This window comes from Chryseobacterium sp. WG23 (assembly GCF_024586575.1).
Lineage (GTDB): Bacteria > Bacteroidota > Bacteroidia > Flavobacteriales > Weeksellaceae > Chryseobacterium.
This window is the reverse complement of record NZ_JALCZE010000003.1, coordinates 54,392-77,906: the sequence shown is the minus strand read 5'-3', so window position 1 is coordinate 77,906 and position 23,515 is coordinate 54,392. Positions and strand designations below refer to the sequence as shown.

21 protein-coding genes and 5 tRNA genes are annotated in these 23,515 nt (G+C 36.3%); 5 read left to right on the top strand and 21 right to left on the bottom strand.

Going from position 1 to position 23,515, the window contains the following annotated elements:
• Positions 1-48: 48 nt before the first annotated feature.
• The 5 genes from MP477_RS05565 to MP477_RS05545 all read right to left on the bottom strand — a co-directional run bounded on the left by MP477_RS05565 (position 49) and on the right by MP477_RS05545 (position 671).
• A tRNA-Leu gene (locus tag MP477_RS05565) sits at positions 49-132 on the bottom strand.
• A gap of 84 nt (positions 133-216) precedes the next feature.
• Positions 217-298, bottom strand: a tRNA-Leu gene (locus MP477_RS05560).
• Positions 299-420: 122 nt separating this feature from the next.
• Positions 421-504: transfer RNA gene (locus MP477_RS05555), tRNA-Leu, on the bottom strand.
• A 5-nt stretch (positions 505-509) separates the two neighbouring features.
• Positions 510-585, bottom strand: a tRNA-Gly gene (locus tag MP477_RS05550).
• 4 nt (positions 586-589) lie between these two features.
• Positions 590-671, bottom strand: a tRNA-Leu gene (locus MP477_RS05545).
• A 179-nt stretch (positions 672-850) separates the two neighbouring features.
• Here MP477_RS05545 and MP477_RS05540 point away from each other — a divergent pair.
• The 3 genes from MP477_RS05540 to MP477_RS05530 are packed head-to-tail and all read left to right on the top strand — an operon-like array spanning position 851 to position 2,803.
• The gene (locus tag MP477_RS05540) at positions 851-1,228 is read left to right on the top strand and encodes a DUF3127 domain-containing protein (RefSeq protein ID WP_230033019.1); all 378 of its coding nucleotides are present in this window, start codon (positions 851-853) and stop codon (positions 1,226-1,228) included.
• 56 nt (positions 1,229-1,284) lie between these two features.
• On the top strand, positions 1,285-1,938 hold the full coding sequence (gene aat, locus MP477_RS05535) for a leucyl/phenylalanyl-tRNA--protein transferase (RefSeq protein WP_257189523.1): 654 nt from the start codon (positions 1,285-1,287) through the stop codon (positions 1,936-1,938).
• Positions 1,925-2,803: a DMT family transporter gene (locus MP477_RS05530; RefSeq protein WP_257189522.1), complete on the top strand. Its 879-nt coding sequence runs from the start codon at positions 1,925-1,927 to the stop codon at positions 2,801-2,803. Before aat ends, MP477_RS05530 begins: the two co-directional genes overlap by 14 nt.
• Before the next feature lie 181 nt (positions 2,804-2,984).
• Here MP477_RS05530 and MP477_RS05525 read toward each other — a convergent pair whose 3' ends face one another.
• From MP477_RS05525 to MP477_RS05490, 8 genes are all read right to left on the bottom strand, one after another.
• Positions 2,985-4,364, bottom strand: coding sequence for a tetratricopeptide repeat protein (locus MP477_RS05525; protein ID WP_230033034.1), 1,380 nt, complete (start codon positions 4,362-4,364; stop codon positions 2,985-2,987).
• 206 nt (positions 4,365-4,570) lie between these two features.
• Positions 4,571-5,542 carry a zinc-binding alcohol dehydrogenase family protein gene (locus MP477_RS05520; RefSeq protein ID WP_257189521.1) on the bottom strand — a complete coding sequence of 324 codons (972 nt, stop codon included), beginning with the start codon at positions 5,540-5,542 and terminating at the stop codon, positions 4,571-4,573.
• A 129-nt stretch (positions 5,543-5,671) separates the two neighbouring features.
• Positions 5,672-6,253 carry a Crp/Fnr family transcriptional regulator gene (locus MP477_RS05515; RefSeq protein WP_257189520.1) on the bottom strand — a complete coding sequence of 194 codons (582 nt, stop codon included), beginning with the start codon at positions 6,251-6,253 and terminating at the stop codon, positions 5,672-5,674.
• A 50-nt stretch (positions 6,254-6,303) separates the two neighbouring features.
• Positions 6,304-7,686, bottom strand: coding sequence for a phosphoglucosamine mutase (gene glmM / locus MP477_RS05510; RefSeq protein WP_257189519.1), 1,383 nt, complete (start codon positions 7,684-7,686; stop codon positions 6,304-6,306).
• A 70-nt stretch (positions 7,687-7,756) separates the two neighbouring features.
• Positions 7,757-8,773, bottom strand: a complete 1,017-nt coding sequence (locus MP477_RS05505) for a DUF4421 domain-containing protein (protein ID WP_257189518.1) — start codon at positions 8,771-8,773, stop codon at positions 7,757-7,759.
• A gap of 218 nt (positions 8,774-8,991) precedes the next feature.
• On the bottom strand, positions 8,992-11,025 hold the full coding sequence (gene feoB / locus MP477_RS05500) for a ferrous iron transport protein B (protein ID WP_257189517.1): 2,034 nt from the start codon (positions 11,023-11,025) through the stop codon (positions 8,992-8,994).
• Positions 11,025-11,279: a FeoA family protein gene (locus tag MP477_RS05495; protein ID WP_257189515.1), complete on the bottom strand. Its 255-nt coding sequence runs from the start codon at positions 11,277-11,279 to the stop codon at positions 11,025-11,027. The genes feoB and MP477_RS05495 overlap by 1 nt, the downstream gene beginning before the upstream one ends.
• A gap of 142 nt (positions 11,280-11,421) precedes the next feature.
• A complete protein-coding gene (locus MP477_RS05490) occupies positions 11,422-12,336 on the bottom strand; it encodes a GLPGLI family protein (protein ID WP_230033047.1) in 915 nt (304 codons plus the stop codon).
• Between the two features lie 181 nt (positions 12,337-12,517).
• On the opposite strand from MP477_RS05490, the gene MP477_RS05485 reads away from it, so the two are divergent.
• On the top strand, positions 12,518-13,015 hold the full coding sequence (locus tag MP477_RS05485) for a DinB family protein (RefSeq protein ID WP_230033049.1): 498 nt from the start codon (positions 12,518-12,520) through the stop codon (positions 13,013-13,015).
• Between the two features lie 52 nt (positions 13,016-13,067).
• Here the strand turns inward: MP477_RS05485 and MP477_RS05480 are convergent, their stop codons facing one another.
• Entirely contained in the window at positions 13,068-15,767 is a 2,700-nt protein-coding gene (locus tag MP477_RS05480; protein WP_257189514.1) for a carboxypeptidase-like regulatory domain-containing protein, read from the bottom strand.
• A gap of 661 nt (positions 15,768-16,428) precedes the next feature.
• Here MP477_RS05480 and MP477_RS05475 point away from each other — a divergent pair.
• On the top strand, positions 16,429-17,310 hold the full coding sequence (locus MP477_RS05475; protein WP_257189513.1) for a cupin-like domain-containing protein: 882 nt from the start codon (positions 16,429-16,431) through the stop codon (positions 17,308-17,310).
• A gap of 52 nt (positions 17,311-17,362) precedes the next feature.
• On the opposite strand, the gene MP477_RS05470 is transcribed toward MP477_RS05475, so the two are convergent.
• The 7 genes from MP477_RS05470 to MP477_RS05440 form a co-directional block, all read right to left on the bottom strand.
• Positions 17,363-18,145, bottom strand: coding sequence for a T9SS-dependent choice-of-anchor J family protein (locus MP477_RS05470; protein ID WP_257189512.1), 783 nt, complete (start codon positions 18,143-18,145; stop codon positions 17,363-17,365).
• Positions 18,146-18,279: 134 nt separating this feature from the next.
• On the bottom strand, positions 18,280-20,004 hold the full coding sequence (locus MP477_RS05465) for a hypothetical protein (protein WP_257189511.1): 1,725 nt from the start codon (positions 20,002-20,004) through the stop codon (positions 18,280-18,282).
• A 180-nt stretch (positions 20,005-20,184) separates the two neighbouring features.
• Entirely contained in the window at positions 20,185-20,916 is a 732-nt protein-coding gene (locus MP477_RS05460) for a metallophosphoesterase (protein WP_257189510.1), read from the bottom strand.
• A 2-nt stretch (positions 20,917-20,918) separates the two neighbouring features.
• Positions 20,919-21,461, bottom strand: a complete 543-nt coding sequence (locus MP477_RS05455) for an RNA 2'-phosphotransferase (RefSeq protein WP_257189509.1) — start codon at positions 21,459-21,461, stop codon at positions 20,919-20,921.
• An 85-nt stretch (positions 21,462-21,546) separates the two neighbouring features.
• Positions 21,547-22,233 carry an NAD-dependent deacylase gene (locus tag MP477_RS05450; RefSeq protein WP_257189507.1) on the bottom strand — a complete coding sequence of 229 codons (687 nt, stop codon included), beginning with the start codon at positions 22,231-22,233 and terminating at the stop codon, positions 21,547-21,549.
• 4 nt (positions 22,234-22,237) lie between these two features.
• The gene (locus tag MP477_RS05445; RefSeq protein ID WP_257189506.1) at positions 22,238-22,744 is read right to left on the bottom strand and encodes an O-acetyl-ADP-ribose deacetylase; all 507 of its coding nucleotides are present in this window, start codon (positions 22,742-22,744) and stop codon (positions 22,238-22,240) included.
• A gap of 30 nt (positions 22,745-22,774) precedes the next feature.
• Complete coding sequence (locus tag MP477_RS05440; RefSeq protein WP_257189505.1) at positions 22,775-23,410, bottom strand: DUF4291 domain-containing protein; 636 nt, start codon at positions 23,408-23,410, stop codon at positions 22,775-22,777.
• Positions 23,411-23,515 lie beyond the last annotated feature (105 nt).

Genomic DNA, 23,515 nt, shown 5'->3' with positions numbered 1-23,515 from the left:
ATAATAGTACAATAAAAAACCCTCCGTATATATTACAGAGGGTTTTAGTACCCCGGGCGGGACTTGAACCCGCACGTTCTTACGAACACAGGATTTTAAGTCCTGCGTGTCTACCAGTTCCACCACCAGGGCAGGTGTGGAGCGAAAAAAAAGATTCAAACCTGAAGTTCCAATCTTTTCAAAGGCTGTAGCCAACCTATTGAGTATTTCGCATAGTGCGGATGAAGGGACTCGAACCCCCACGCCTCACGGCACCAGATCCTAAGTCTGGCGTGGCTACCAATTACACCACATCCGCTGGTTGTATTGCTCTGTTTTCACAGATACAAACTCTATTTCTTACAAATATAAGACTTTATAATTACATAACAGTCTCTATAAAAACAAAAAACCCTCCGTCACAAAGTACAGAGGGTTTTGTACCCCGGGCGGGACTTGAACCCGCACGTTCTTACGAACACAGGATTTTAAGTCCTGCGTGTCTACCAGTTCCACCACCAGGGCAGGTGTGGAGCGAAAAACGGGATTCGAACCCGCGACCCCAACCTTGGCAAGGTTGTGCTCTACCAGCTGAGCTATTTTCGCATAGTGCGGATGAAGGGACTCGAACCCCCACGCCTCACGGCACCAGATCCTAAGTCTGGCGTGGCTACCAATTACACCACATCCGCTGGTTTTTTTGTATTGTAAGTTTTAAAGAGCTTGCTTCGTTTTTGTGAGTGCAAATATAGGACAATTTACTTTACCTCCAAACTTTTCAGGGAAAAAAAATATTTTTTTTACATTTTTTTTCCCCGGCAGCTATTATTACGATTCATTTTCTTATTTTTACATCGTTAATATTTACGATATGGAATTACAAGGAACGGTAAAGAAACTTTTTGATGCTCAAACATTTGCGAGCGGATTTCAAAAAAGAGAAATGGTTATTTTAACTCAAGAACAGTATCCACAGCCGATAAACATAGAATTTTTGTCTGATAAAATTAGTTTATTAGATAATCTTAAGGAAGGAGAGAACGTAAAGGTAGGAATCAACATCAGAGGTAGAGAATGGGTTTCTCCTCAAGGTGAGACGAAATACTTCAACTCTATTACGGGATGGAAAATAGAAAAAGTTTTTGATAATGGATCAGAGCCTACTCAGGCTATGCCTCAGCAGTCAGCTTCTCCTGTTTCTAACGAGAATCCGTTTGCCGGAGATGACGATGATGATTTACCTTTTTAATTAAGAAATAAAGATCAACTATAAATCCTGCTTTTTAAGTGGGATTTTTTTCTACAATGGTTCGATTAGACGAAAATGAGATTTCATTTCCTGACCCTGAAACGTATGACGGTCAGGATGGGTTAATTGCCTTTGGGGGCGATCTGTCTGTGGAACGGATATGGTTTGCTTACCAATTGGGGATTTTCCCATGGTATAACCCCGGAGAAGAAATTCTATGGTGGAGCCCTGATCCAAGGTTTGTGTTATTTCCTGATGAGATAAAAGTGTCTCAATCTATGCGGAAGATATTGAACAGAAATGTTTTTACGTTTTCAGAGAACCGGGACTTCAGAGGTGTCATTAAAAGCTGTCAGCAAACCAGTCGAAAAGGACAGGACGGAACCTGGCTTTCTGACGAGCTGATGGAATCTTTCATTAAACTTCATGAATATGGCCTCGCCAAAAGCATAGAAGTCTGGCAGAATGACGAACTTGTAGGTGGGTTTTACGGATTACAGATTGGGAATTTATTTTGTGGTGAAAGCATGTTTGCCAAGGTAAGCAATGCTTCAAAGGCGGGCTTTATTCACTTTGTTCAAAACCATAAAGATACTATTGAATTAATTGACTGCCAAACGCATACAGACCACCTGGAAAGCTTAGGAGCCCGTATGATTTCTAAAAAAGAATTTTTAAAAATTTTACACAAAAATAATGAACGCAGATAAAGAAAAATGGGTTCTTCTGGTTATCCTGAGTATTATTTGGGGGTCGTCATTTATTCTGATTAAAAAATCGCTGGAACATTTCAATCCGTTTCAGGTAGGATCATTAAGAGTTCTTATTGCAGGAATTATTCTACTTCCTGTTGCTATTTCCAATTATAAACTTTTCCCAAAAAAGCACCTAAAATGGCTTATTCTTGCTGCTTTTACAGGAAATTTTATTCCTATGTTCTTATTTCCGATTGCAGAAACAGAGGTAAGCAGCAGTATTGCAGGAATTATCAATTCCATGATGCCTATTTTCGTTATTATTGTGGGTGCGCTGATATGGAAGTTCGAAACCACTAAAAAACAGATTTTCGGAACATTGATAAGCTTCACAGGAGTTTGTATTCTGGCTTTTGGAGGTGGCAGCAGTGGAGAATTAAAAATAATTCCTATTTTGCTGTTATTACTGGCTACTTTATGCTACGCCGTAAGTACCACCACTGTAAAATCAAAGCTCATGGAGGTATCTTCCACCATCTTGTCGGCTTTTGTTTTTTCATTTGTCTTATTTTTCCCTTCCCTTATTGCTTTAACAAGTACAGGATTCTTTTCTGAATTTACTTTTTCGAAGGACAATATGCTCGGGTTATTATTTGTCAGTCTCTTATCTGTCTTCGGAACAGGACTGGCCATGATGATGAACTATCGTTTACTGAAAGTTTCTACACCTCTTTTTGCTTCTACGGTTACCTTGGTAATGCCAATTGTTGCTATTATCTGGGGAATTATAGATGGTGAACAGCTGACTTATATGCAGTTTATAGGAGCAGGGATAATTATTGCCGGATTGATATTCCTGAGAACTATCCCAAAAAAATAATTTACAGCAGGAAACAGCATTAGATTTGAACGGAAATTTCCCCAATACTCTTTTTGATAGACGTATTTACGAATACAGCCATTCATAAAAAAATCCCGCATTGCTGCAGGATCTCTGTTTATATTAAGATTAAATGTAAAGATTATTCAACCGAACCCGGGGTATCCCTGATTCTTTTCGTTTAATTCTTCTTAACCTTACTGGCTTTCACCTTTTTCACTTCGTCTTTAATGAATGGATATTTTTTCTGCATATCCTTTGCCAGACTTGGGTCCAGGTCTAATGCTTTCTGAAGGGATTCCATTCCTTTATCCTTTTCTTTCAGATTGAAAAAGCAATTACTTAACTGATAAAATAATTCAGCTCTGTAGTGTTTTTTAATCGCATTGTTTAAAATGGTTACTGCTTCTTCATATTCACCTAAAAGCATCAATACTTCCGAATATGCATACCAGTTGTAAAATCTTGAAGGTTCATCCGCTACCAGCTTCTTAAGACAGGAAAGGCTCTCTTCGAATTTTCCTGAATCAATGAATAAAAACGCCAATCTTTTTTGATAATCAAGGTTATTTTCATTCAGTTGAGTCGCTTCTTTAGCAAAATGCAGCGCTTCGGACATTCCTCCCATTTCTTCATACAGATAAGACTGCTCCATCATCGCAAGATAAAACTGAGGGTCTTCTCTTAGCGATTTCTGAAATGAATTTAATGCTAAAATAGGCTGTTTTAAAGCTTTATGGCATAATCCGATCTTATAAAAGGTGAATGCTTTTGTATATTCCAGCTCAAGCATTTCCTCATATACTTCAATTGACTTCTGATATTGCCCCAATGCTTCATAACAAGCAGCCTTATTTGCATATACTCCCACAGAACTGGAATTGATTGCCAATAGGTAATCATATCCCCTGATCGCTTCTTCGAAATTCTTTCTGTTAAAATAGAACTGACCATATTCGAACCAAGCGGTTTCCGAATAGGAAAACTCATCTAAATATTCATTAAGAAAGGCAATAGCCTCCTCGCTCTTATTCAAATCACTGAAGCACACCATACAGTTTTCTAATGCATATTCATCAGTAGGATCTTCTTTCAATGCTTTTCTATAGTGTTTAAGAGCGTTAAAAGGGTCTCCAAGATTCACATATTCATCTGCAATAAAATTGTGAAGGAAGTTTTCTTCTTCCCCCAGCTCAAGTGCTTTCTTACAAATTTCAATGGATTTTCTAGGATTTCCTAAGTTCGAATAATATTTGGCATAGCAAACCAAAAAGTCTGTATGCTCCATAGAGGAACCTTTCAGCTCATTGATAAGCTCTTTAGCTGTAGTATACTCTTCCCACTCCAACAGAATTTCAAGCTTTTTAATCTTGATATCTAAAGAATTGGGATGAAGTTTGAGACCAAAATTAACCGCCATATCAGCGTAATTAAAATCTCCCAGCTCCAAATAATACACAATAATGTCTTCCAACTCTTCTGTGTCAAAGTAGAATTCATCATTATTTTCCATCATTTCCTCGAACTTCTTTACAAGTTCATTTCCAAAATACTCTTCCAATAGTGTCCTCTTTGTCGGTCCGATGCCTGAATTTACTTACAGACCTCGGCAAACTTATTAATTAATGATACATCTGAAACTGATATTCAAATATTTATGCAAAGTTGCAATTTTTTTTTGAATTTTCCATTTCGTAATTTCTATTATAAAAATAGTAAAAAAAGAAAACAGATAAAAGGATTGTGGATAAAAAAATCAAATTGTTATTAAATTCTTATCACCAGTCTCTTTCCATTTTGAATTTCTTTATTCCAGGCAGATTCAATATATTCTAAATCAACAACTTCTGTTTCTATTTTAATTTTTCCTTCAGTAGCGGCCGGAAACATTCCCGGAATTATTTCTGAAAATAAAAGTTGGGACTCTTCTTTTGTCCAGCTTCCCAGCCCTGATCCTGAAATCTGAATGTCTGTTCCTCTTAAAATCTGTGAAGATAACTGAATATGGTCTCCACTCATTCCTCCTACAGAAACCAATTTTGTCTTATGAGAAAATGTTCCGTCTCCTTTAAGAGCCGTCAGGATCATTTCTACAGAGTGTCCCCAAATATAATCTAAGATGACATCAATAGGGGTTTCAGCGTGGATCTCTTTAATTTTTTGTTTAAAACCTTCATCATCACGCAGTAAAGAAACAGCTTCATCGCCTCCCAGTTCAAGCAGAGATTGTAGTGCGGCTTCGTTTCTTCCGGTAACAATCACTTTTCCTGCTCCGTATAGCTTCGCAATCTGAACGGCTATCCTTCCCGTAATTCCGGTTGCACCATTGATTAAAATGGTATCTCCTTGCTGCATTTCCGCTTTGCATTTTAACCCCATTGCCGAACCCATCACTGCATTGGGCAATGCTGCAGCTACAGAAAAATCAAGGTTTTCCGGAATGGGCACCACCAATTGCCGGTCTGCCACAACTTTCTCTGCCACACTCCCCTTTTTACTGAAAAAATATACTTTAGTTCCGTTTTCAAGATATCCTACACCATCTGAGCCAATAATTTTAGGCTGGAACGCTTCGTTATCAGCAGAATAGTGATTTCCACTGGCTCTGGCTCTGTCCAGGTTTTTAATAGATGCAGCCTTCACCGAAACTAAAACGTCGTTATCTGTTATAATTTCCGGTTCAGGGAAATCTGTGTATTGAGGAATACTTCCTTTTTCAAATACTACTGCTGCTTTCATTGTTTTAAATTTTATACAAATTTATCTCGGAAGAAAGGCTTAGAGCAATAACATTTGTTATCAGATTGGAATAATTGCGCAGAGAGCCGGAGGTAATTATTGTTTTAAAATAATCCCTGAAAATAGTTTTCAGAAAGGTTTATCTTTCAGTATTTTGCTTTTTATCCTGCTGAGATGAACCGTTGTAATCCCGAGATATGAAGCAATATAATGCTGGGGCACTCGTTTGATGATCTCAGGCTTTTCTTTCATCAGATTAAGATAACGCTGCTGTGGGGTATCTTTAATAAATGAAAAGAAGTGCTTCATATAATCAAACATTCTTTCAAAAAAAGCGTCCATCAACAGGGTCCTAAGTTCAGGACATTCATACACTTCTTCCAGAAAAGCATCTACATCAGGCTTTCCGATTTTATATAAAATACAAGGTTCTATTGTTTCGAAAGAAACCATGCTTGGAAGTCCTTTTTTAAAGCTTTCAAGAGAAGAAAACATTGTATTTTCAAGAAAAAACTGAAAGGTAACATCTTTACCATCATTATTATACCATGCCCGGACAACCCCTTTTTCAAGATAATATGCATTACAGGAGACTTCATTTTCTTGTAATAACAGCGTTTTGACCGGAACTTCGATCCTTTCAAAAGTGTTCAGAAACTTCCGCCATTTTTCTTTAGGGAAGGGAAATTTGTCTTTTATATGCTCAAACATGGGATACAAAAAAGAACGGAGCTAGATGGCATCCGTTCTTTAGGTTTTATTTAAATTAAACTTTTGATCTTAGCGATGATATCATCTCCCAATTTATCGGCTTCCTCCTGAGATTTAGCTTCTGTATAAATTCTGATAATCGGTTCTGTATTGGATTTTCTAAGGTGAACCCAATTGTTTTCAAAGTCTATTTTAACACCATCCACTGTAGAAACTTCTTCATTTTTATATTCCAGCTCCATTTTGCTTAAAATATCATCTACGTTGATCTCCGGTGTAAGTTCTATTTTCTTCTTCCCCATAAAATAACTTGGATATCCTGCTCTCAATTCAGATACTGTTTTATTTTCTTTTGCCAGATGGGTTAAAAACAATGCTACTCCCACTAAAGAATCTCTTCCGTAATGCAGTTCAGGATAGATAATTCCTCCGTTTCCTTCTCCTCCGATCACTGCATTTTTATCCTTCATTAAAGTAACCACATTTACTTCTCCTACGGCACTTGCAAAGTATTCTGAATGGTGGGTTTGAGCTACGTCTCTCAAGGCACGACTTGATGAAAGGTTAGAAATTGCCACTCCATTTTTATGTTTCAACAGGTAATCTGCTACAGCCACCAAAGTATACTCTTCGCCGAACATTTCTCCTTTTTCATCAATTAGGGCCAATCTGTCTACATCCGGATCTACAACAACTCCCAGGTCTGCTTTTTCTTTAATCACCAGCTCGCGGATATCTCCCAAGTGTTCTTTTAAAGGTTCCGGGTTGTGTGGAAACTGTCCTGTAGGTTCACAATACAGTTTAACGGTCTCACAGCCAAGCTTATCTAATAACATAGGAATAGCGATTCCACCTGTAGAGTTTACCGCATCCAGTACCACTTTAAATTTTTTAGCTTTAATGGCCTCTACATCTACCATTGGCAGCTCCAGGATCTGCTGAATATGGATATCAAAAGCATCATCTCTTGTTTCGTAATTCCCAAGATCATCTACCTCCGCATAGTTGAAATCTTCACTTTCTGCTAAAGCAAGTACATCTGCACCGTTTTCTCCATTGATGAATTCTCCTTTTTCATTCAGTAATTTCAGGGCATTCCATTGTTTTGGATTGTGAGAAGCGGTAAGGATAATTCCTCCGTCAGCTTTCAATTCCGGTACCATGATCTCTACCGTAGGTGTTGTAGAAAGCCCTAAATCTACCACATTGATACCCAACCCTTGTAAAGTAGCGGTAACAAGAGAAGAAACCATCTGACCGGATATTCTTGCATCTCTACCGATCACAAGGGTTAAATTTTTATTATTTTTATTATTCTGAAGCCAGGTTCCGAAAGCCGAAGCAAATTTCACCACATCAAGCGGAGTCAGGTTATCATTTACTCTTCCTCCTATGGTTCCTCTAATTCCTGAAATAGATTTAATTAACGACATTATATTTTGATTGTTTGATTGTTTTCTTTCTATATTTTTCTACGCAAAGATACTTAAAAGACTCTTGAACTTATAAAACAGGAATCTTTTTTTGAATTTTATCATAGGTGTTTTTTACAACTTTCGGAGGGGCAAAACGATACCCTATATACAGCAGACCATAGAGGTTATTATTTTCCACAGTCTGGTTATTTTTCTGATCATAGGCATAGGCACTGAAATTCATTTTTCCTCCGAATAAAAAGCGGTCTGTATTGTATCCTATATGAAGTCCTCCTTCCATCCTTATGGTTACATACTGCGCATTGACCCGCGATTTATCGCTCAGGTTTTCATAATAACTGGAGAATTTTCCACCGAGGCCTAATGCTAAATAGGGAGCAATATGCACTTTTTTACCAATCACCCAATTGTAGAAATATCCCATATTGGCTCCGATTTTATATTGGATTTCTTTGCTCTTCTGCCCATCTGTTATATTGGTAAAAAGGCTTATATCATAGTCCAGGAAAGGAACCCAGCTGCCACTGCTTTTTTTCTGCCATTCTCCCTGGGTATAGATACTTTTGGCTGAGAAATTTTCATTGAGAACATATGCGGTAGATCCTCCGAAACTTTGTACCCTGAAGTCCGGGAACTGGATATATGCATCTTTCCCTTCCTGCCAGCCGGGAAGAAAATCTTTCATATTTTCCAGATAAAATCCTTTTACGTTTTTATAGTAGAGGGTCTGAATAAATTTTTTGGGAAATAGCCGTAAGCTAAAGTCTGTATAAGAACTCTTCCCTTTCAGCTCATCATCGTTATTGCCTGAAATAAAATGGGGTGAAAAAGACAGGGTAGCACTTATTATTTTATAGTCAACCGAGAGGGAAGTCCTTGTTTTGTTGTTGATTGAAAATGTCATTTGGTTTTCATTTTTTCCTTCTCCCTGCGAAAAAATATAACTTTCAATATTGGTATCAATATTGGCACGGATCATCACCTGATCTGTATAGGATTTTATATTCGTGGTATCGCTTTGTGCTCTTCCATAGAACGCAAAAAAAGGAAATAAGAAAACAAAGACTGCTTTTGAAAGCTTCAAACTGAATTTTTTAAATTAAAAAAATAAATTTACTACATTTTTTTAATTAATTATTTTAATTCAATATTAAGAACAGCCGCAATCTTTATCACAATTTGTTCTTTTGGAACTGAATTTTTTGGGCGTAAAATTCTTTCTGAGTATCTTAAATAAAGAATAACAGGCAAATGCTACTATTACAAAGATAATGACGTATTGAAAAACTAATGATGAATCCATTATTTTAAAATCTGATATGCTATCATCGACACAAAATATGCCAAACCTGTCATCATGATTACCTGAAAGCCTGTCCATTTCCAGCTTTTGGTTTCTCTGTAGACTACTGCAAGTGTAGAAACACACTGCATTGCAAATGCATAAAATAAAAGTACTGAAACTCCCGTAGCAAAGCTAAAAACTTTCTCTCCGTTTGGCTTTACATCCCGTCTCATCTTATCAATTACTTTCACTTCCGGAGCATCATCTTCAAGACTGTATAGTGTAGACATTGTTCCCACAAAAACCTCTCTGGCAACAAAGCTGGTAAGAATTCCAACTCCCATTTTCCAGTCATATCCAAGCGGAGCAATGACAGGCTCTATTCCTTTACCCATTTTTGCAAGGTAAGAATGGTCGAGCTCTACATTGGTTGCTACCAACTCATTCGGCTGTTGTTTGGGTCCGAAGTAACTTAGGAACCATATAATGATACTTACAATGAAAATAATTTTACCTGCTCCGGTAATAAAGTCCCAGACTTTACCTAAAACCATCTTAAGATCATATCCGAAGAGCGGTTTTTTATAAGCCGGCAAATCCATTACCAAATAGGTTTTACCTTTATGCTTAATAAATCCTTTAAGAATGGCTGCAGAGAATAATGCTACCAGAAAGCCCAGAAGATACATCCCCATCAGCACCAATGCCTTATATTTTACCCCTAAAAATGTTCCTTCAGAAATAATGAGCCCAATAATGATACTGTATACCGGAAGCCTTGCAGAACACGTCATAAAGGGAGTCACCAGGATAGTCAGCAATCTTTCTTTAACGTTTTCAATATTCCTTGTAGAGATCACTGCAGGAATTGCACAAGCCGTTCCTGAAACAAGCGGAACAATACTTTTCCCATTGAGTCCGAATGGCCGCAGAAGCCTGTCCATCAGGAATACTACCCTTGCCATATATCCTGAATCTTCCAGTAGATAAAGGAAGTACAGCAGAATCCCGATCTGGGGTGCAAATACAACAATTCCTCCTATACCCGGAACAATTCCGTTTGAAATCAGTGAATTGACGGGTCCTTCCGGAAGATGCTCCGCTGTAAAGGCTGCAAGCCATGAGAAAGATTCCTCAATCCAGCTCATAGGATATTCTGCCAGGAAAAATACACTTTGAAAAATAACTAATAAAATGGCTAAAAATACTACATATCCCCAAAATTTGTGAACCAAAACCTTATCCAGCTTTTCCGTTAACAATTCTTTGAACTGAGGTTTTTTAGTAATTACATTTTCTAAGATTTTATCTACATTCTGATATCTCCTAACTGTTTCCTGAACCTGTAATCTTTTAGGTACCAAACTTTTAGAATCTGCTTCATTAAGCTGATCCATTACAGATTCTATTCTTCCCAGGTCTGTACCTAACGAAAGGCTCATCCATGCTTTATATTCGTTATCAAAACCTTTATGTGAAGCCAGTTTCCGTATAAAATCCCTGTGTTCGTTCGGTGTTTCAAATGAAATCTTATCTGCTTTTACAAATTGGTTATTGTAAACGGCTTCTCTTACTTCATCTATACCAATATGTTCTTTGGCATTTGTCTGAATGATCGTAATACCTAAGGCTTTGGAAAACTGTTGGATATCTATATTAATCCCTCTTCTTTCCGCCTGGTCAATCTGATTGACAATCAGAATCATGGGAACGCCGAGATCCTGAATCTGCTGAAACAAAAGAAGGCCTCTTTTCAGACTTAAAGCTTCAAGAATATAAACAACTCCGGCATAGTTTTCCTGTTCATCGATAAGATATTTTGAAAAAATAGCCTCATCTTCAGAACTTGGATACACGCTGTATGATCCGGGCAGATCTACTACCTCAACGTCTTCATTTTTATAGGTATAATTCCCGGAATAACTGGCAACAGTTACCCCGGCATAATTTCCGGTCTTCTGCTTTTTATTACAAAGTGTATTGAAAACCGTAGATTTTCCTACATTCGGGTTTCCTACTAAAAGTATTTGTTTTTTCTTGTTTGCCTGCATTAATTCAATTCTTCAACAATGATGTAATCTCCTTCTTCCTCACGAAGAGCAATCCGGCTTTTCTCTACTCCAAACTCTACATACATTGGCCCATTGAATGGAGCCTGATACAAAATCCTGAAAAAAGTCTCCGGAAGAAGCCCCATTTCAATGATTTTATTGGGCATTTTCAGATGGTCATTATCATAGCCCAATATCTTCCCCATTTTGTTTTTGGGAAATCCACTTAATTTATGTAATCCTTTCTCTTTCAAAGCCTGATTTTTAGTGTTGCAAATATACGTTATTTAAATTTAATCTAAATAACAACAGATATGAAAGAAATCAACCCAAATACATTGCTGTATCTGGGTTGATTTGAATATAATTTAGTTGATATGAAGTCTGTTCTGATTTTTATTTTTCTGCTTTTTCTACAGCTCCTACGCTTAATTTAGTGTAAGGAGGCTCCACAGGGTTATCATTGGCGTTATAAAAGTCTTTATACTGTTTTTCCTGCTTTTTCATCATGTCTCCAATAGTCCCGTCCATACCCGGAATTGTTTTAGACATCATCTCCTGGGTAATCATTGGCCTTACAGAAGCAAAAGGATCCTTCTTAAAATCATTGAATGTTTTTTCAAACTTTTCTCTAGGCAGATCTTTAACCTTTCCTCCTGAAGCCTGCATCAAATGTTCAATGTAAGAGAACTCTGTATAATCTTTCACTTTTTTATTCCCCTGTAATACCCATGAATAATTTTTCTCTGAATCTTCTATTTTTACAATAAGCCCTGGAAGACCATAAAACTTGTACGGTCCGTCCTGGAAAGGAATATCTGTTGTAAACCATGCCGTCCATTTTCTATCTCCAAATTCTGTAGTGGCCTTCTGAGTATTGTACTCACCTATCTTTTGTTTGTCGCCAAGAATCTTCCAGTTGAACTTTAAGTTTTCACTATATCCAATATTGGTAGGTGTAAAACCATTTGCAATTTTGTCAACATACTGAATTCCCATACCTGGATACGTTTTATATATCCTTGCTGAAATCTTTGGCGTTTTAATAGTTTTTGAAAGGTCTTTCATAGTCCCAGCCTTCTGCATTGCCTCTATTTCTATTTTCATAATAGAATCTTGTGCAATAACGGTATAATCCTGATAAACAGATCTGTTTTTATCTGTAATATCCAGGATAGTAATCACTTTATCCATTTTTGCAGAATCTTTCTTGGGCTTAAAGGTAAGCTCATAAAAGAACCGGTTAGCTGTTTCCTGTGCACTTGCTGCTGCAAAAAGAGCTATAAAGAATATGGAAAATAGCTTTTTCATTTTAATCAAGTTTATTAATTAGTAATCGGATGTGAACTTTTGTTACAGTTTTTCTTCATTTTTATTTTCATGAGGGTTAATTTTCGCCTGATCAGAAAGGCAAATTATAAAAATTATGATTTTGTTAAAACATTTCAAGTTTTAAAAGAAGTATCTTTAATATTCTAAAAACCAAAATATTATGGACACTTTATCACAATTAAAATCCGAACTGGAGGGAGAATTTCAAACAACAAAAAAATTCATTGAACTCTTTCCTGAAGGGAAAAATGATTATGCTCCTCATGAAAAAAGTATGAAAATGATGCCTCTTGCGACACATCTTGTGGAAGTTTTTGAATGGCCAAATACTATTTTAAACACTTCGGAACTGGATTTTGCCAAGGGAGGATACCAGCCCACTGTTCTTTCCACAAAAGAGGATCTTTTAAAGAAACTTGATCACGATTATCAATCCGGAAAAGCAGCTTTAGAAAATGCTTCCGAAGACCAATTAAATCCAAGCTGGACGATTAAAAATGACGGGCATGAACTGGCAAGCTGGAGCAAGTATGGAGCGATCCGTCATGCTTTAAACCAGATTACTCATCACCGGGCACAATTGGGAGTTTATTACAGGCTCAATAACATTCCTCTTCCCGGAAGTTACGGTCCGTCTGCAGATCAGCAAAGCTTTTAATACTTCAGTATATCTCAACAAAAAACCAATCCGGTTCGGATTGGTTTTTACTTTATTTAAAGTTGAATTTTACTGTAAACATTACCTGGCTGGGGCGGAGCTGCATTGTAGTCTGTGTAATCGTTGCATCCCCTACATTGATCCTTTCAAATACTTTTCTGTCTCCAATATTCATCCACTTTAGTTCGAAGTCTACTTTTTTCTTTGCCCAGCTAAACTGATAAGAGACATCAAAAAAGCCATTATTTAATTTGGTCTGTCCTAATTTTGAGTTAATCTGATCCCAATAGAAACCTATGGTATGATTTTCCAACGGATAGAAAAACACATTTAAATTATGGGTATACCCCTCAGTTTTTCCAAGATCATCCTGAATAATACCATTGGATTGCTTATTCCATGATTTTGTCATATTAAAATCGAAACTCATCCACGAAAAATAGGTGTTGTTTAATTTAAATCCTAATGTATTTCCGTCAGTTCTGGTATTAATGTCCTGTTCATTTCTTCTTGACTGAGACTTTGAATTTGTATTGTTATAATTCAGGGAAGCATTTGTTTTAAATTTAGGAAAATACTTTCCAATTTCTGCATAGTAACTGTTGTTTGTTCTTTTGTTCTCGCTTTCAATATATTCAATAACACTGAATCCGAATTCATTTACTGCACTTGAGGCCAACAGGTTGTTCTTAGCATCACTTAATCTGTATCCTGCATTAAAGAAAATATTGTTTAATGGATTTCTATATTCTAATCTTGCTCCTGCACTTTTTGTCGTCGTTTGGGGTATTGGATTTTTGGGGTTCATTACATTAAATCCACCCGGGCTTGTTAAAATATATCCTGCATAGGCGGTTTGGATATCTCCAAAATTATTACTGATACTTCCGTTCAAGCTTGCTTTAAAAAATGAAGCAAAAGAATATTGAGCAAAGACATTAGGGGTAAATGTTGTTTTATTTAATGATTTTGAAACATTTCTGAATGCATCTTCAGCTTTAATATTATTGAAGTTAACAGGGAAATTAGCAAATAAGCTCCAGGCTTCAGATTTATAATTAATCCCCACGGATGCATTTGGATTGATTTTCGTGAATTTCAGATCATTTTCATAGGCAAAACCTGTAAAATCCGGTTTATTATCATCAGTAATTCCATCGAAGTTTGTAGTCAGCCTATCTGTTGAAAAATCAATTCCCACCTGTGGAGTAAAAGTCCAGCCTTTTGTTGAAAAACTGATATTTGCAGAATGTGATGTATCTAAAGATTTAATTCTAAAATACTGTAAAGCTGTACTTCCTGGAGTAAATTTAATGGTAGCTAACTGAGCAGTATCTGATACTTTGTAGGGAAACTGCAGATACTCAGCAGGAGAAATTTCTAAGATCTGCTTGTCATCCTGATAACTGATATAAGACTTAAAATTCACCATTTTTTCTTTCCATGGAATAATCGTACTTAAAGAGTTTTGAAAAGATGAAGTTGGAGATTCCAATGCTTCATTTCCAATGCTTCCTCTTCTTTCTGCCAAAGCTCTGTCGGCATTCCAGAATTGAGAAAATGTAGTTGTATTTTTAAAGAATCCTTTTTTAGCGTTTTTAGTAAATATCAATTCTCCTTTTACTTTATCTGTATAGAAGTTGTTCAGGAATTTGGTATTATATTTCGTTCCCTGCTGGATATCTGTAATGGTACTATTGGACTCCCTTTCCACCGCATTATTAGTATAGTTTGCATTGGCTTTGAGTTCCCACTCCTTCTTTTTATCAATATTGGTTAGGTAGTTCGCTGAGAGGTAATGAACACTGTTCATCAAATATCTTTTTACCGGAAGATCAGGAACGCTGGCTTTTTCAACATCTAACCAGCTATTTTGTGAAATATTACTTCTTCTTCCTTCCCATCCGCTTCCAAAAGCGAGAATATTACCTTCACTCTCTACCTGTTCCCCCATATTATTGGTTTTATAATTGACTACCCACTGGCTTTTCTGGCCGAAAAACATGGGAGTCAGCTTTACATTCCAAAGCCAGGGATCTCCAAAACCTGTTCCCACCTCTCCTCTTCCGGTCATGGTTACAGAGTTTTTAAGCTTAATATTAATGGCTGCCTGATCGGAAGGGACTTTATCCTGAAGAATTTTTACCGGCTGGTGATTTTCAAGAACTTCTACTTTCTGAACGGCGTCTTTGGGAAGTGAATTGTTAATGGTTCCATATCCACCCTCCATTAAATCCTTTCCGTTAACGTAAAATTTATTGATCGCATTTCCCTGATAAAGGATCGTCCCGTCTTTATTGACTTCAATTCCCGGGATTTTTTTCATTACATCCGCAAGCGTTCTGTCGTTTTTGCTATTAAAAGCTTTAAGGTCATAAGAAATGGTATCTCCTCTGGCGGTGATCATTTTTGTCTTCAGCTGCACTTCTTTGATTTCTGTAGCCTCCGACTGCATTTTAAAACTCAGGTTCTGGTCGGTATTGCTGATCTGTTTGGTAACCGGTTTTTGGTTAAACGCTTTCACCTTAAGATCCACATTAGATTCTGCAGAGGTAAATGTTACTTTATATTCTCCTTTAGAATTGGTGATCCCATATGCCAGAATAGCATCTTTACCGGGTTCTTCAATGGTTACACTTGCGCTGGGTATGGCTACTCCATCGTCATCGGTAATTTTTCCTGACACCGTTTTCTGTGCAAAAGTGAACACAGAAATAAAGATCATCAAAAATAAAGAAATATTTTTTTTCATACTTATGTATTTACCCAATTAGTTAATCATTGTTGAATTTCGTTACACTTTTCATAAAGATCATTTTTAAACCGAAAAGTTAAATCCATATCACTACAAATATAGTTATATTTTAACAAGATAAATACCTTTGCATTTAAAAATCCAGATATTCATGGATAAGAATGCTGAGGCAAAAAATGCCCTATTCTTAAAACCACATTATCAAATGGATAGAAAAAGAGATAAGCCAACCACAGATTATAAATATTTCAATAATACATCCATTTAATTTTTGGATTAATAAATTTATACTCTTATTCATATTTGAATATTAAAAGTAAATTATAATTTCTATTATCAGAATTAAAATAACATTATTACAAAATTTGAAATATTTTTATTAATATTTATATCATTTTGTTTGTCAGATAAAAGAGATACATTAGATGTAGGAATGAACTCTTATTCATTTTATTTGTATTTTATTGCCCTATGATTATTTATAGGACAATTTATTTATGTCTTTTGAAAAGAGTTTAATAAAAAGGTATTAAATGGCATTTTACTATTTTTATTTAGTCTAAACAGCTGAAAATAATTTCAATCATAGATAAAAAAAATTTTCTTAGTCTTCTCATTATACTTTAATTTAATAATTTTGTAATATAAAATTTACATAATGGGAATAAATTTAAAGCCTATAGATATTGTAGATGACATTTCCAAAGAGGAATTCTACGAAAAGTATCTAAAGCCAAGAAGGCCCGTTGTCATCAAGAATATGGCAAAAAAATGGCCGGCGTACCAAAAATGGACGATGGAATATATGAAGGAGGTTGTAGGAGACGTGGAAGTTCCGCTATATGACAGTTCAAAAGCAGATCCTTCTGCCCCCATCAATTCTTCCGCCGCAAAGATGAAGTTTGGAGACTATATAGATCTTATTCAGAGGGAACCTACCGACCTTAGAATTTTCCTTTTTGATCCGATAAAATTTGCCCCGAACCTTCTTGAAGATTATATTTCACCTAAAGAACTAATGGGTGGTTTTTTAGATAAATACCCCAATATGTTTTTTGGAGGTAAAGGTTCTGAAACCTTTCTTCATTTCGATATTGATATGGCCCATATTTTCCATACTCACTTTAATGGAAGGAAACACATTCTTCTTTTCGATTATAAATGGAAAGAAAGGCTATACCAAATTCCGTATGCAACTTATGCCCTGGAAGATTATGATATTGAAAATCCGGACTTCACCAAATTTCCGGCACTGGATGGTGTAGAAGGTATTGAGTGTTTCCTGGAGCATGGGGACACACTCTTTATGCCTACAGGATGGTGGCACTGGATGAAATATCTGGACGGAAGTTTCTCTATTTCATTAAGAGCATGGGACAAATCATGGGCTGTAAAGGCACATTCTTTATGGAATCTTACGGTACAGCGTAAATTTGATGATATCATGAAGTCCAATTTCAAAAAAGAATATATGGACTGGAAAGAAAAGTTAGCGGTTAAAAGAGCAGAACTGGCCTTACAAAGAGGTCTTCCAAAATAAAAAAAAGACGTTTCTGGCTGAAACGTCTTTTTTATTTTTAATAAAAGTAAGATTACTTCTTAATAATTTTATAGCTTTTTTCAGCCACTCCTTCTTTAATTTTCAATATATAATTTCCTGTTGCCAGATCATTAACATATAGTCTTGCATTTTCGGAATTTACAGTTTCTTTTTTGAGCAATTTCCCGGTAAAATCATATATGCCTACTTCAGACATTTTATTTTTATTACTAATGTTTAAAACATCTTTTACAGGATTTGGATAGATAGATGCTTTGTTTAAATTTACTTCCGAAATTCCTAGATTATTGGTGGAAATTTCAAAATCATCTATCCCAATATACCAGATATTCGTTGTAGAAGAATAAAAAGCAATATAAATTGTTTGCCCAACATAAGGGGTCAAATCATAAGTATACTGTTGCCAGGTAGTAGGCGGTTTTACTGAGGCTGCTAAAGTATCTGTAAAGGCAGCGGCCGTAGGATCCGTTGTCGATATTTTGATATCAATAGTCTCTGCAAGTGAGGCACCTTTGTTTTTTGCCCAAAAAGAAAGTTTGTCTGACACTCCTGTTACTACCAGAATAGCAGGACTAATAGCATAATCATCATGTGCTGTACTTCCATATTTCAACCCTAAGAAATGTGTTCCTGAATATGGAGCAAATGCAGATGGAGAAGAAGCATTCGCTGTAATCCAGGTTTCAGAGTCGCCTCCGTTTATTATGGTCCAATCTGCCGGCATGGTAGCCGAATCAAAACTTTGGGAGTACTGTGCTGACATCCCTAAAGGTATAAGACAACACATGGCTAATAATTGATAAATTTGTTTCATTGTTTTTTATTTATATATCAATTCAAATTTAAACAATATTTATCTTTAAACTAAAAAACAAAACAAAATCCTACAAATTAACCAAAAATGTTGAAAATTAATCAAATAATGAGCTATATCATTGAAAATTTAATTTATTCAATCCTAAATATAGGATACTGTCTGAATGTTTTTTCTTCAAAGTAAGGTGAATGTCTATAGACCCAGTCTAACTGCATTTCACCATCTTCAGAAAGCTTTTTATCTGATAATTTTGCCTTGTCAAAGACGTCTTTCAGATTTTTATCTTTCTTTAACAGCTCTGCAGCCGTATCTTCAAATATATAGGCTGAATAGTATTCTTTCTGAGCTAAGATTCCATCAAAAAAGTTCCAGTTGAAAAACGAGTCTAACGCCTCAGGTTCAAGGGTTTCAATAACATACTTCACACCAGGCTGATTGGTAGAAACTAAATAATCACCTTTAGAAAAAGTATGTTTTTTCTCTGCTGCTTCTACAGTCGTTTCATAGTGAAGATAATGTCCTTCGTAAGGATTTTTAACTGTTTTAAAATCTTTAATCTTATAAGACTCTACTGCTATAGTACTATCTTTCTGAAGCGGCTTCATCTGAATTCCATTTCTTTTAAATTCCTCAATGACTCTATATTGAGCCTGTGGAATCACATAATACCTGGGAATTGTAATGTAACCGGTAGGAACTGCCGTGGTAAACAGCTTTATATTCTTTGTAAAAGGTTTGTTCCTGTCATAATACAGTCTTGGTTTCCCAGAAATTTCGCTGGGTTTATATTTTCCTTCATACCCTTTAAAATCCATGGTAGAAAACTTTGTAGAATCTATTTTCCAACGGATTCCATATGGTTTGCCTGCCCGATACTGCTTCAGGTTTTCCAAACGGAGTTGTTTTATTTTACTATAATCCTTATCCAGGTTCTCCAGATTAACCAGCATATACTTGTAAGTGGCATCTACCCTTTTGTCATACGGCTTCAGCATATGGGTTTCAGGAACTGTTCCCAATGAATTGAACAAAGAGGTATACCCCGTTGAGTATCTCGGGGAGTCTTCAAAAGAAGCAAAGCCCACCTCCGGAACATCCCCGTGAATATTCACATAAGGGGTGCTTTCATAGCCTAACTTTTTCATCTCATTAAGGTTTTTAGCCTGATAATCATTGTAAAAATAGGTTCCGAGGGTATTTCCCAGGCGCTCTTTAAAAGTAGAAATATAGGTAAATGTATATTGATAGTCTGCTCCGTTACTCACATGATTATCGATAAATACATCCGGTTTCAGCCACTGGTAGATTTCCTGAAAGCTTCTTGCATTTTTAGAATCTGCCTTGATAAAGTCTCTATTAAGGTCATAGTTTCTTGCATTTCCTCTAAAGCCATACTGTTCCGGGCCATTCTGATTGGCTCTGGAATAAGAGCCTCTGTTCAGCATTCCACTAATGTTATAGGCAGAAATAGCAGCAATGATAAAATTTTGTGGTGTTTTAATTTTCTTTGTTGCCAAATCACGCATCAGCATCATCGTAGCATCTATTCCATCCGGTTCTCCGGGATGAATTCCGTTATTGACAAAAAGAATTGCTTTATCTTTTCTCAGTTTTTCAACATCTTTTTCAGCAAAAGGATTGTATACCACGACATAAATAGGTTTTCCATTGTCATCTTCTCCTTTTTTAAGATATTGAATGGTGTTAAAATTCTTCGCCAGATCCTGATAATAGGTATTCATTTCGTCATAGGTAACCGTCTGATTTCCATTTCCTTTTTCAAAAGGAGTCTGAAAAGATTTCTGGGCAAAGACTAAGCTGGAACTTAAGGTGAGTAAAAGGTATTTCAGTTTCATTGATATTTTATTTTCCGGCCTAAAATTAGTTAAATATGATTATGGCAGAAAAGCAAAATAGTAAAAAGGCAAAAATGACCCTGTTGATTAAGTAAAAACAGCCATAAAAAATTAAAACCTCATAGTTTTAGTATACCTGTGAGGTTAGATTGCAGACAACATCTTATTCATCTTTTAATTTTATACGTTTCTTCCTTTTTCATCAGGATATAGCAATGGAAGCGGATCACTTTGCCAGCATTCTTTAGTTTCAATATCCATAACAGATAGGGCACCTGTAAAAGCGGCTCCGGTATCCATATTCCATATATTGGCTTTATTGACAGGTGTTTTACGTCCAATATAAAGTGTTGGAGTATGTCCTATAAATATTTCATGATATAAAAGCAGTCTTTTAGGATAGAGCTCTGAGTTTTTTGACAGTTTTTTATCCATTGCTGCCGCAGTCTCCCACAGGGTTCTGTCCCATCTGTAATTGCTGGAATACACTTCCTTTTCGGGCCCGTGCATAGAAGAATATCCTGCATGAATAAACAGACGGTTTTGACTATCCACATGGTAATTTTTCATTTCCCGAAAGAAATCAAGATGAATTTCTTTATCCTGGTGAGAAAAGTCTGCGTAGCTTTCTACGGTACTTTGTCCGCCATTGAAAAGCCAGACCTCTGGTCCGGTTCCCGTAGAAAGCCAGTCTTCAGCCCAGGCATCATGGTTCCCTTTGATAAAAATACATTCCTGCTTTTTCGAAAGCTCAATTAAAAACTGGATAACCTGTGAAGATTCGCTCCATCCGTCAACATAATCACCCAGAAAGATCAGCTGATCATCATCCATGACTTCTGCCCTTTCAAAAACCTGCTGTAATGCTTTAAGCCCTCCGTGGATATCCCCTATCACTAATGTTCTTCCCATTTTTATTTTGAAATGTATTTTGCCTCTACAAAATCTGTCAGCCAGACTCCATTAGCCGAAAGATAAAAAAATAATCCTTCTTCATGCATTTTTCCGGTTCTGATGGTGAGAATAACAGGTTTTCCGTGTCGCATTCCTACCTTTGTAGCGGTCTCTTTATCAGCACTTAAATGAACATGCTGACGGCTTCTTTTTTCTATCCCTTTATCTAAAATGGAGGAAATATTGCCTTCCGCCGTACCATGGTATAAAAAGTCAGGAGGCTGACGGGTTTCCAATGCAAGATCTATATCAATAGAATGCCCCTGGCTTGCTCTGATCATGGTTTTATCCTCATTAAAGGCAAATCTTTTTTTATTATTGGTTTCTACTACCTCATCTAATTCTTCATGGGTAAAATATATTCTTCTTTTAGCAGATTTTTCTCTCAGCTCATCTATGTGAGCCCAGCCGTTTTCATCAAGTTGCAAACCAATGCTTTCCGGCTGATGCCTCAAAATAAGGCTTAAAAATTTACTTATTTTTTTCTTTTCTATTTCGTTCATAGGTATGTTTCATTAACAATTATAAAATTCCGGAGCAAAGGCTACTTTTACTCCTAAAGTTCCGGAGATTTAACTGCATTTTTCATCAGGCAAGATTAACCAGTTTATCAAACAATAGTTTCATTCCCCGTGTGGCCGTTTCCTTCATAACCACTGCTCTTTTTCCATATCCGAATTCTGTTTCATTAGGGTTGATAACAATTAGAAGGCAATTGTCGCTAATCTCATGAATCAGCCCGGCAGCAGGATATACCTGTAGAGAAGTTCCGATTACCAGTAAGATATCTGATTCTTTTGCGATTTCTTTTGCTGTCTGATATAAAGGAACATCTTCCCCGAACCAAACGATAAAGGGTCTTAGCTGAGCTCCATCTTCTGCTTTGTCTCCCATATTGATGTCTCCTTTTTGTTCATAAATCAGGCCTTTATTGTTGCATGAACATGATTTGAACAATTCTCCATGGATATGAAGGATATTGGAAGATCCTGCTCTTTCATGAAGATCGTCAATATTCTGGGTAATAATCTGTACCTCAAAATGTTTTTCCAGCTCTGCCAGCAGCTTATGGGCTTCATTAGGCTGTACCTCATGAAGCTGGCGTCTTCTCTGGTTGTAGAATTCTAATACCAGAGCCCTGTCTTTTCGCCATCCTTCCGGACTGGCCACATCGGTTACATTATGATTTTCCCAGAGACCATCTCCGTCTCTGAAGGTTTTTATTCCGCTTTCGGCACTGATTCCCGCTCCGCTTAATATGGTTAGTTTTTTCATTATTTTAGTCTAATAGCTTTTTGTAAATCATCTCATTTTCGTCATCAAAACAGACAAAAATAATTTTTTCTATGGTCTCTGACTGAAATTTTCTAGCCTCATGTACAGCAATTTCTCCCGCCAATTCTTTGGGAAACCTATAAATTCCCGTGCTGATATTAGGAAAAGCTATTGTTTTCACTCCAAGGTTTTCTGCCAGCTGTAAAGAATTGATATAGCAATTCGATAGCAGTTTTGAGCATTTCTCTGCATCATCATTCCAAACCGGGCCTACAGTGTGAATAACATATTTTGCAGGAAGATTTCCTGCAGTAGTTACCACCGCTTCTCCAGTATTACATTTGCCCTGCCTGTTTCTTATCGCTCTGCATTCTTCCAGAATTTGTGGTCCTCCAGCACGATGAATGGCTCCATCTACGCCTCCACCTCCCAATAAAGAAGAATTAGCTGCATTGACAATGACATCGGCATTAATTTTTGTGATGTCTTCTCTTATAACTTCAATTTTCATAAAAAAGTTTTTTCAAAGTAGGTGTAATCATTACTTTAAATTAAGCTTCCTGTTTAGAACCTCATCATCAAATAATAATGGTTTTTCTTCAGGAATGACAAGCTGATCTACATCATCATTCAGGACAAACTGATACTGTTCCTGAACAAAATCAGAGATATTTTCAATTAAAATAATATCTTCTTTTGCAAAAGAATGGATATGTTCATTTCTTAAACCAATTTGTATAGCTCTTCTTTCCAGTTTGTTTCCAAAAGGATCATGATCCGGATCCCACTGAAGTCTTACAGATGATTCTTTTACCTGTTTCTGCCACACTTCTCTGGATATTCCAAGATCATCATTGTAGCTAGAAACAATAGAATTTTCAAGGTATTTTTTGAATGCATCTAACTTTAGATGTATGGCTAATACACATTCCTGTCCTTCTTTTGTTCCCCAGCCATTACGATACATCATCCAAAGGAAATTAGGTTTTATCCAAGTCATTCTTTCCAAACTGAATCCACCACCAAAATATTGATTTTTAACCGCAAATTCTCCTATTGCTCTTTTATAGGACTGATAGACTACAATTTTCTCATCATCATATTGTGCCATGATGTGATGTCCTTTTTGAGGCCAATCTGGTAGCTGTTCTTTATATTTTTTTAATGTAAGTTTCATTGTATTTCTTCAAATGGCTTCAGCATCTCTTCTTTCTTGTCAGCACTGCAAAAGCCACTCTTTTAAATTTATTTTTATATTTCCCCTGGAGACATTTTCTGATTA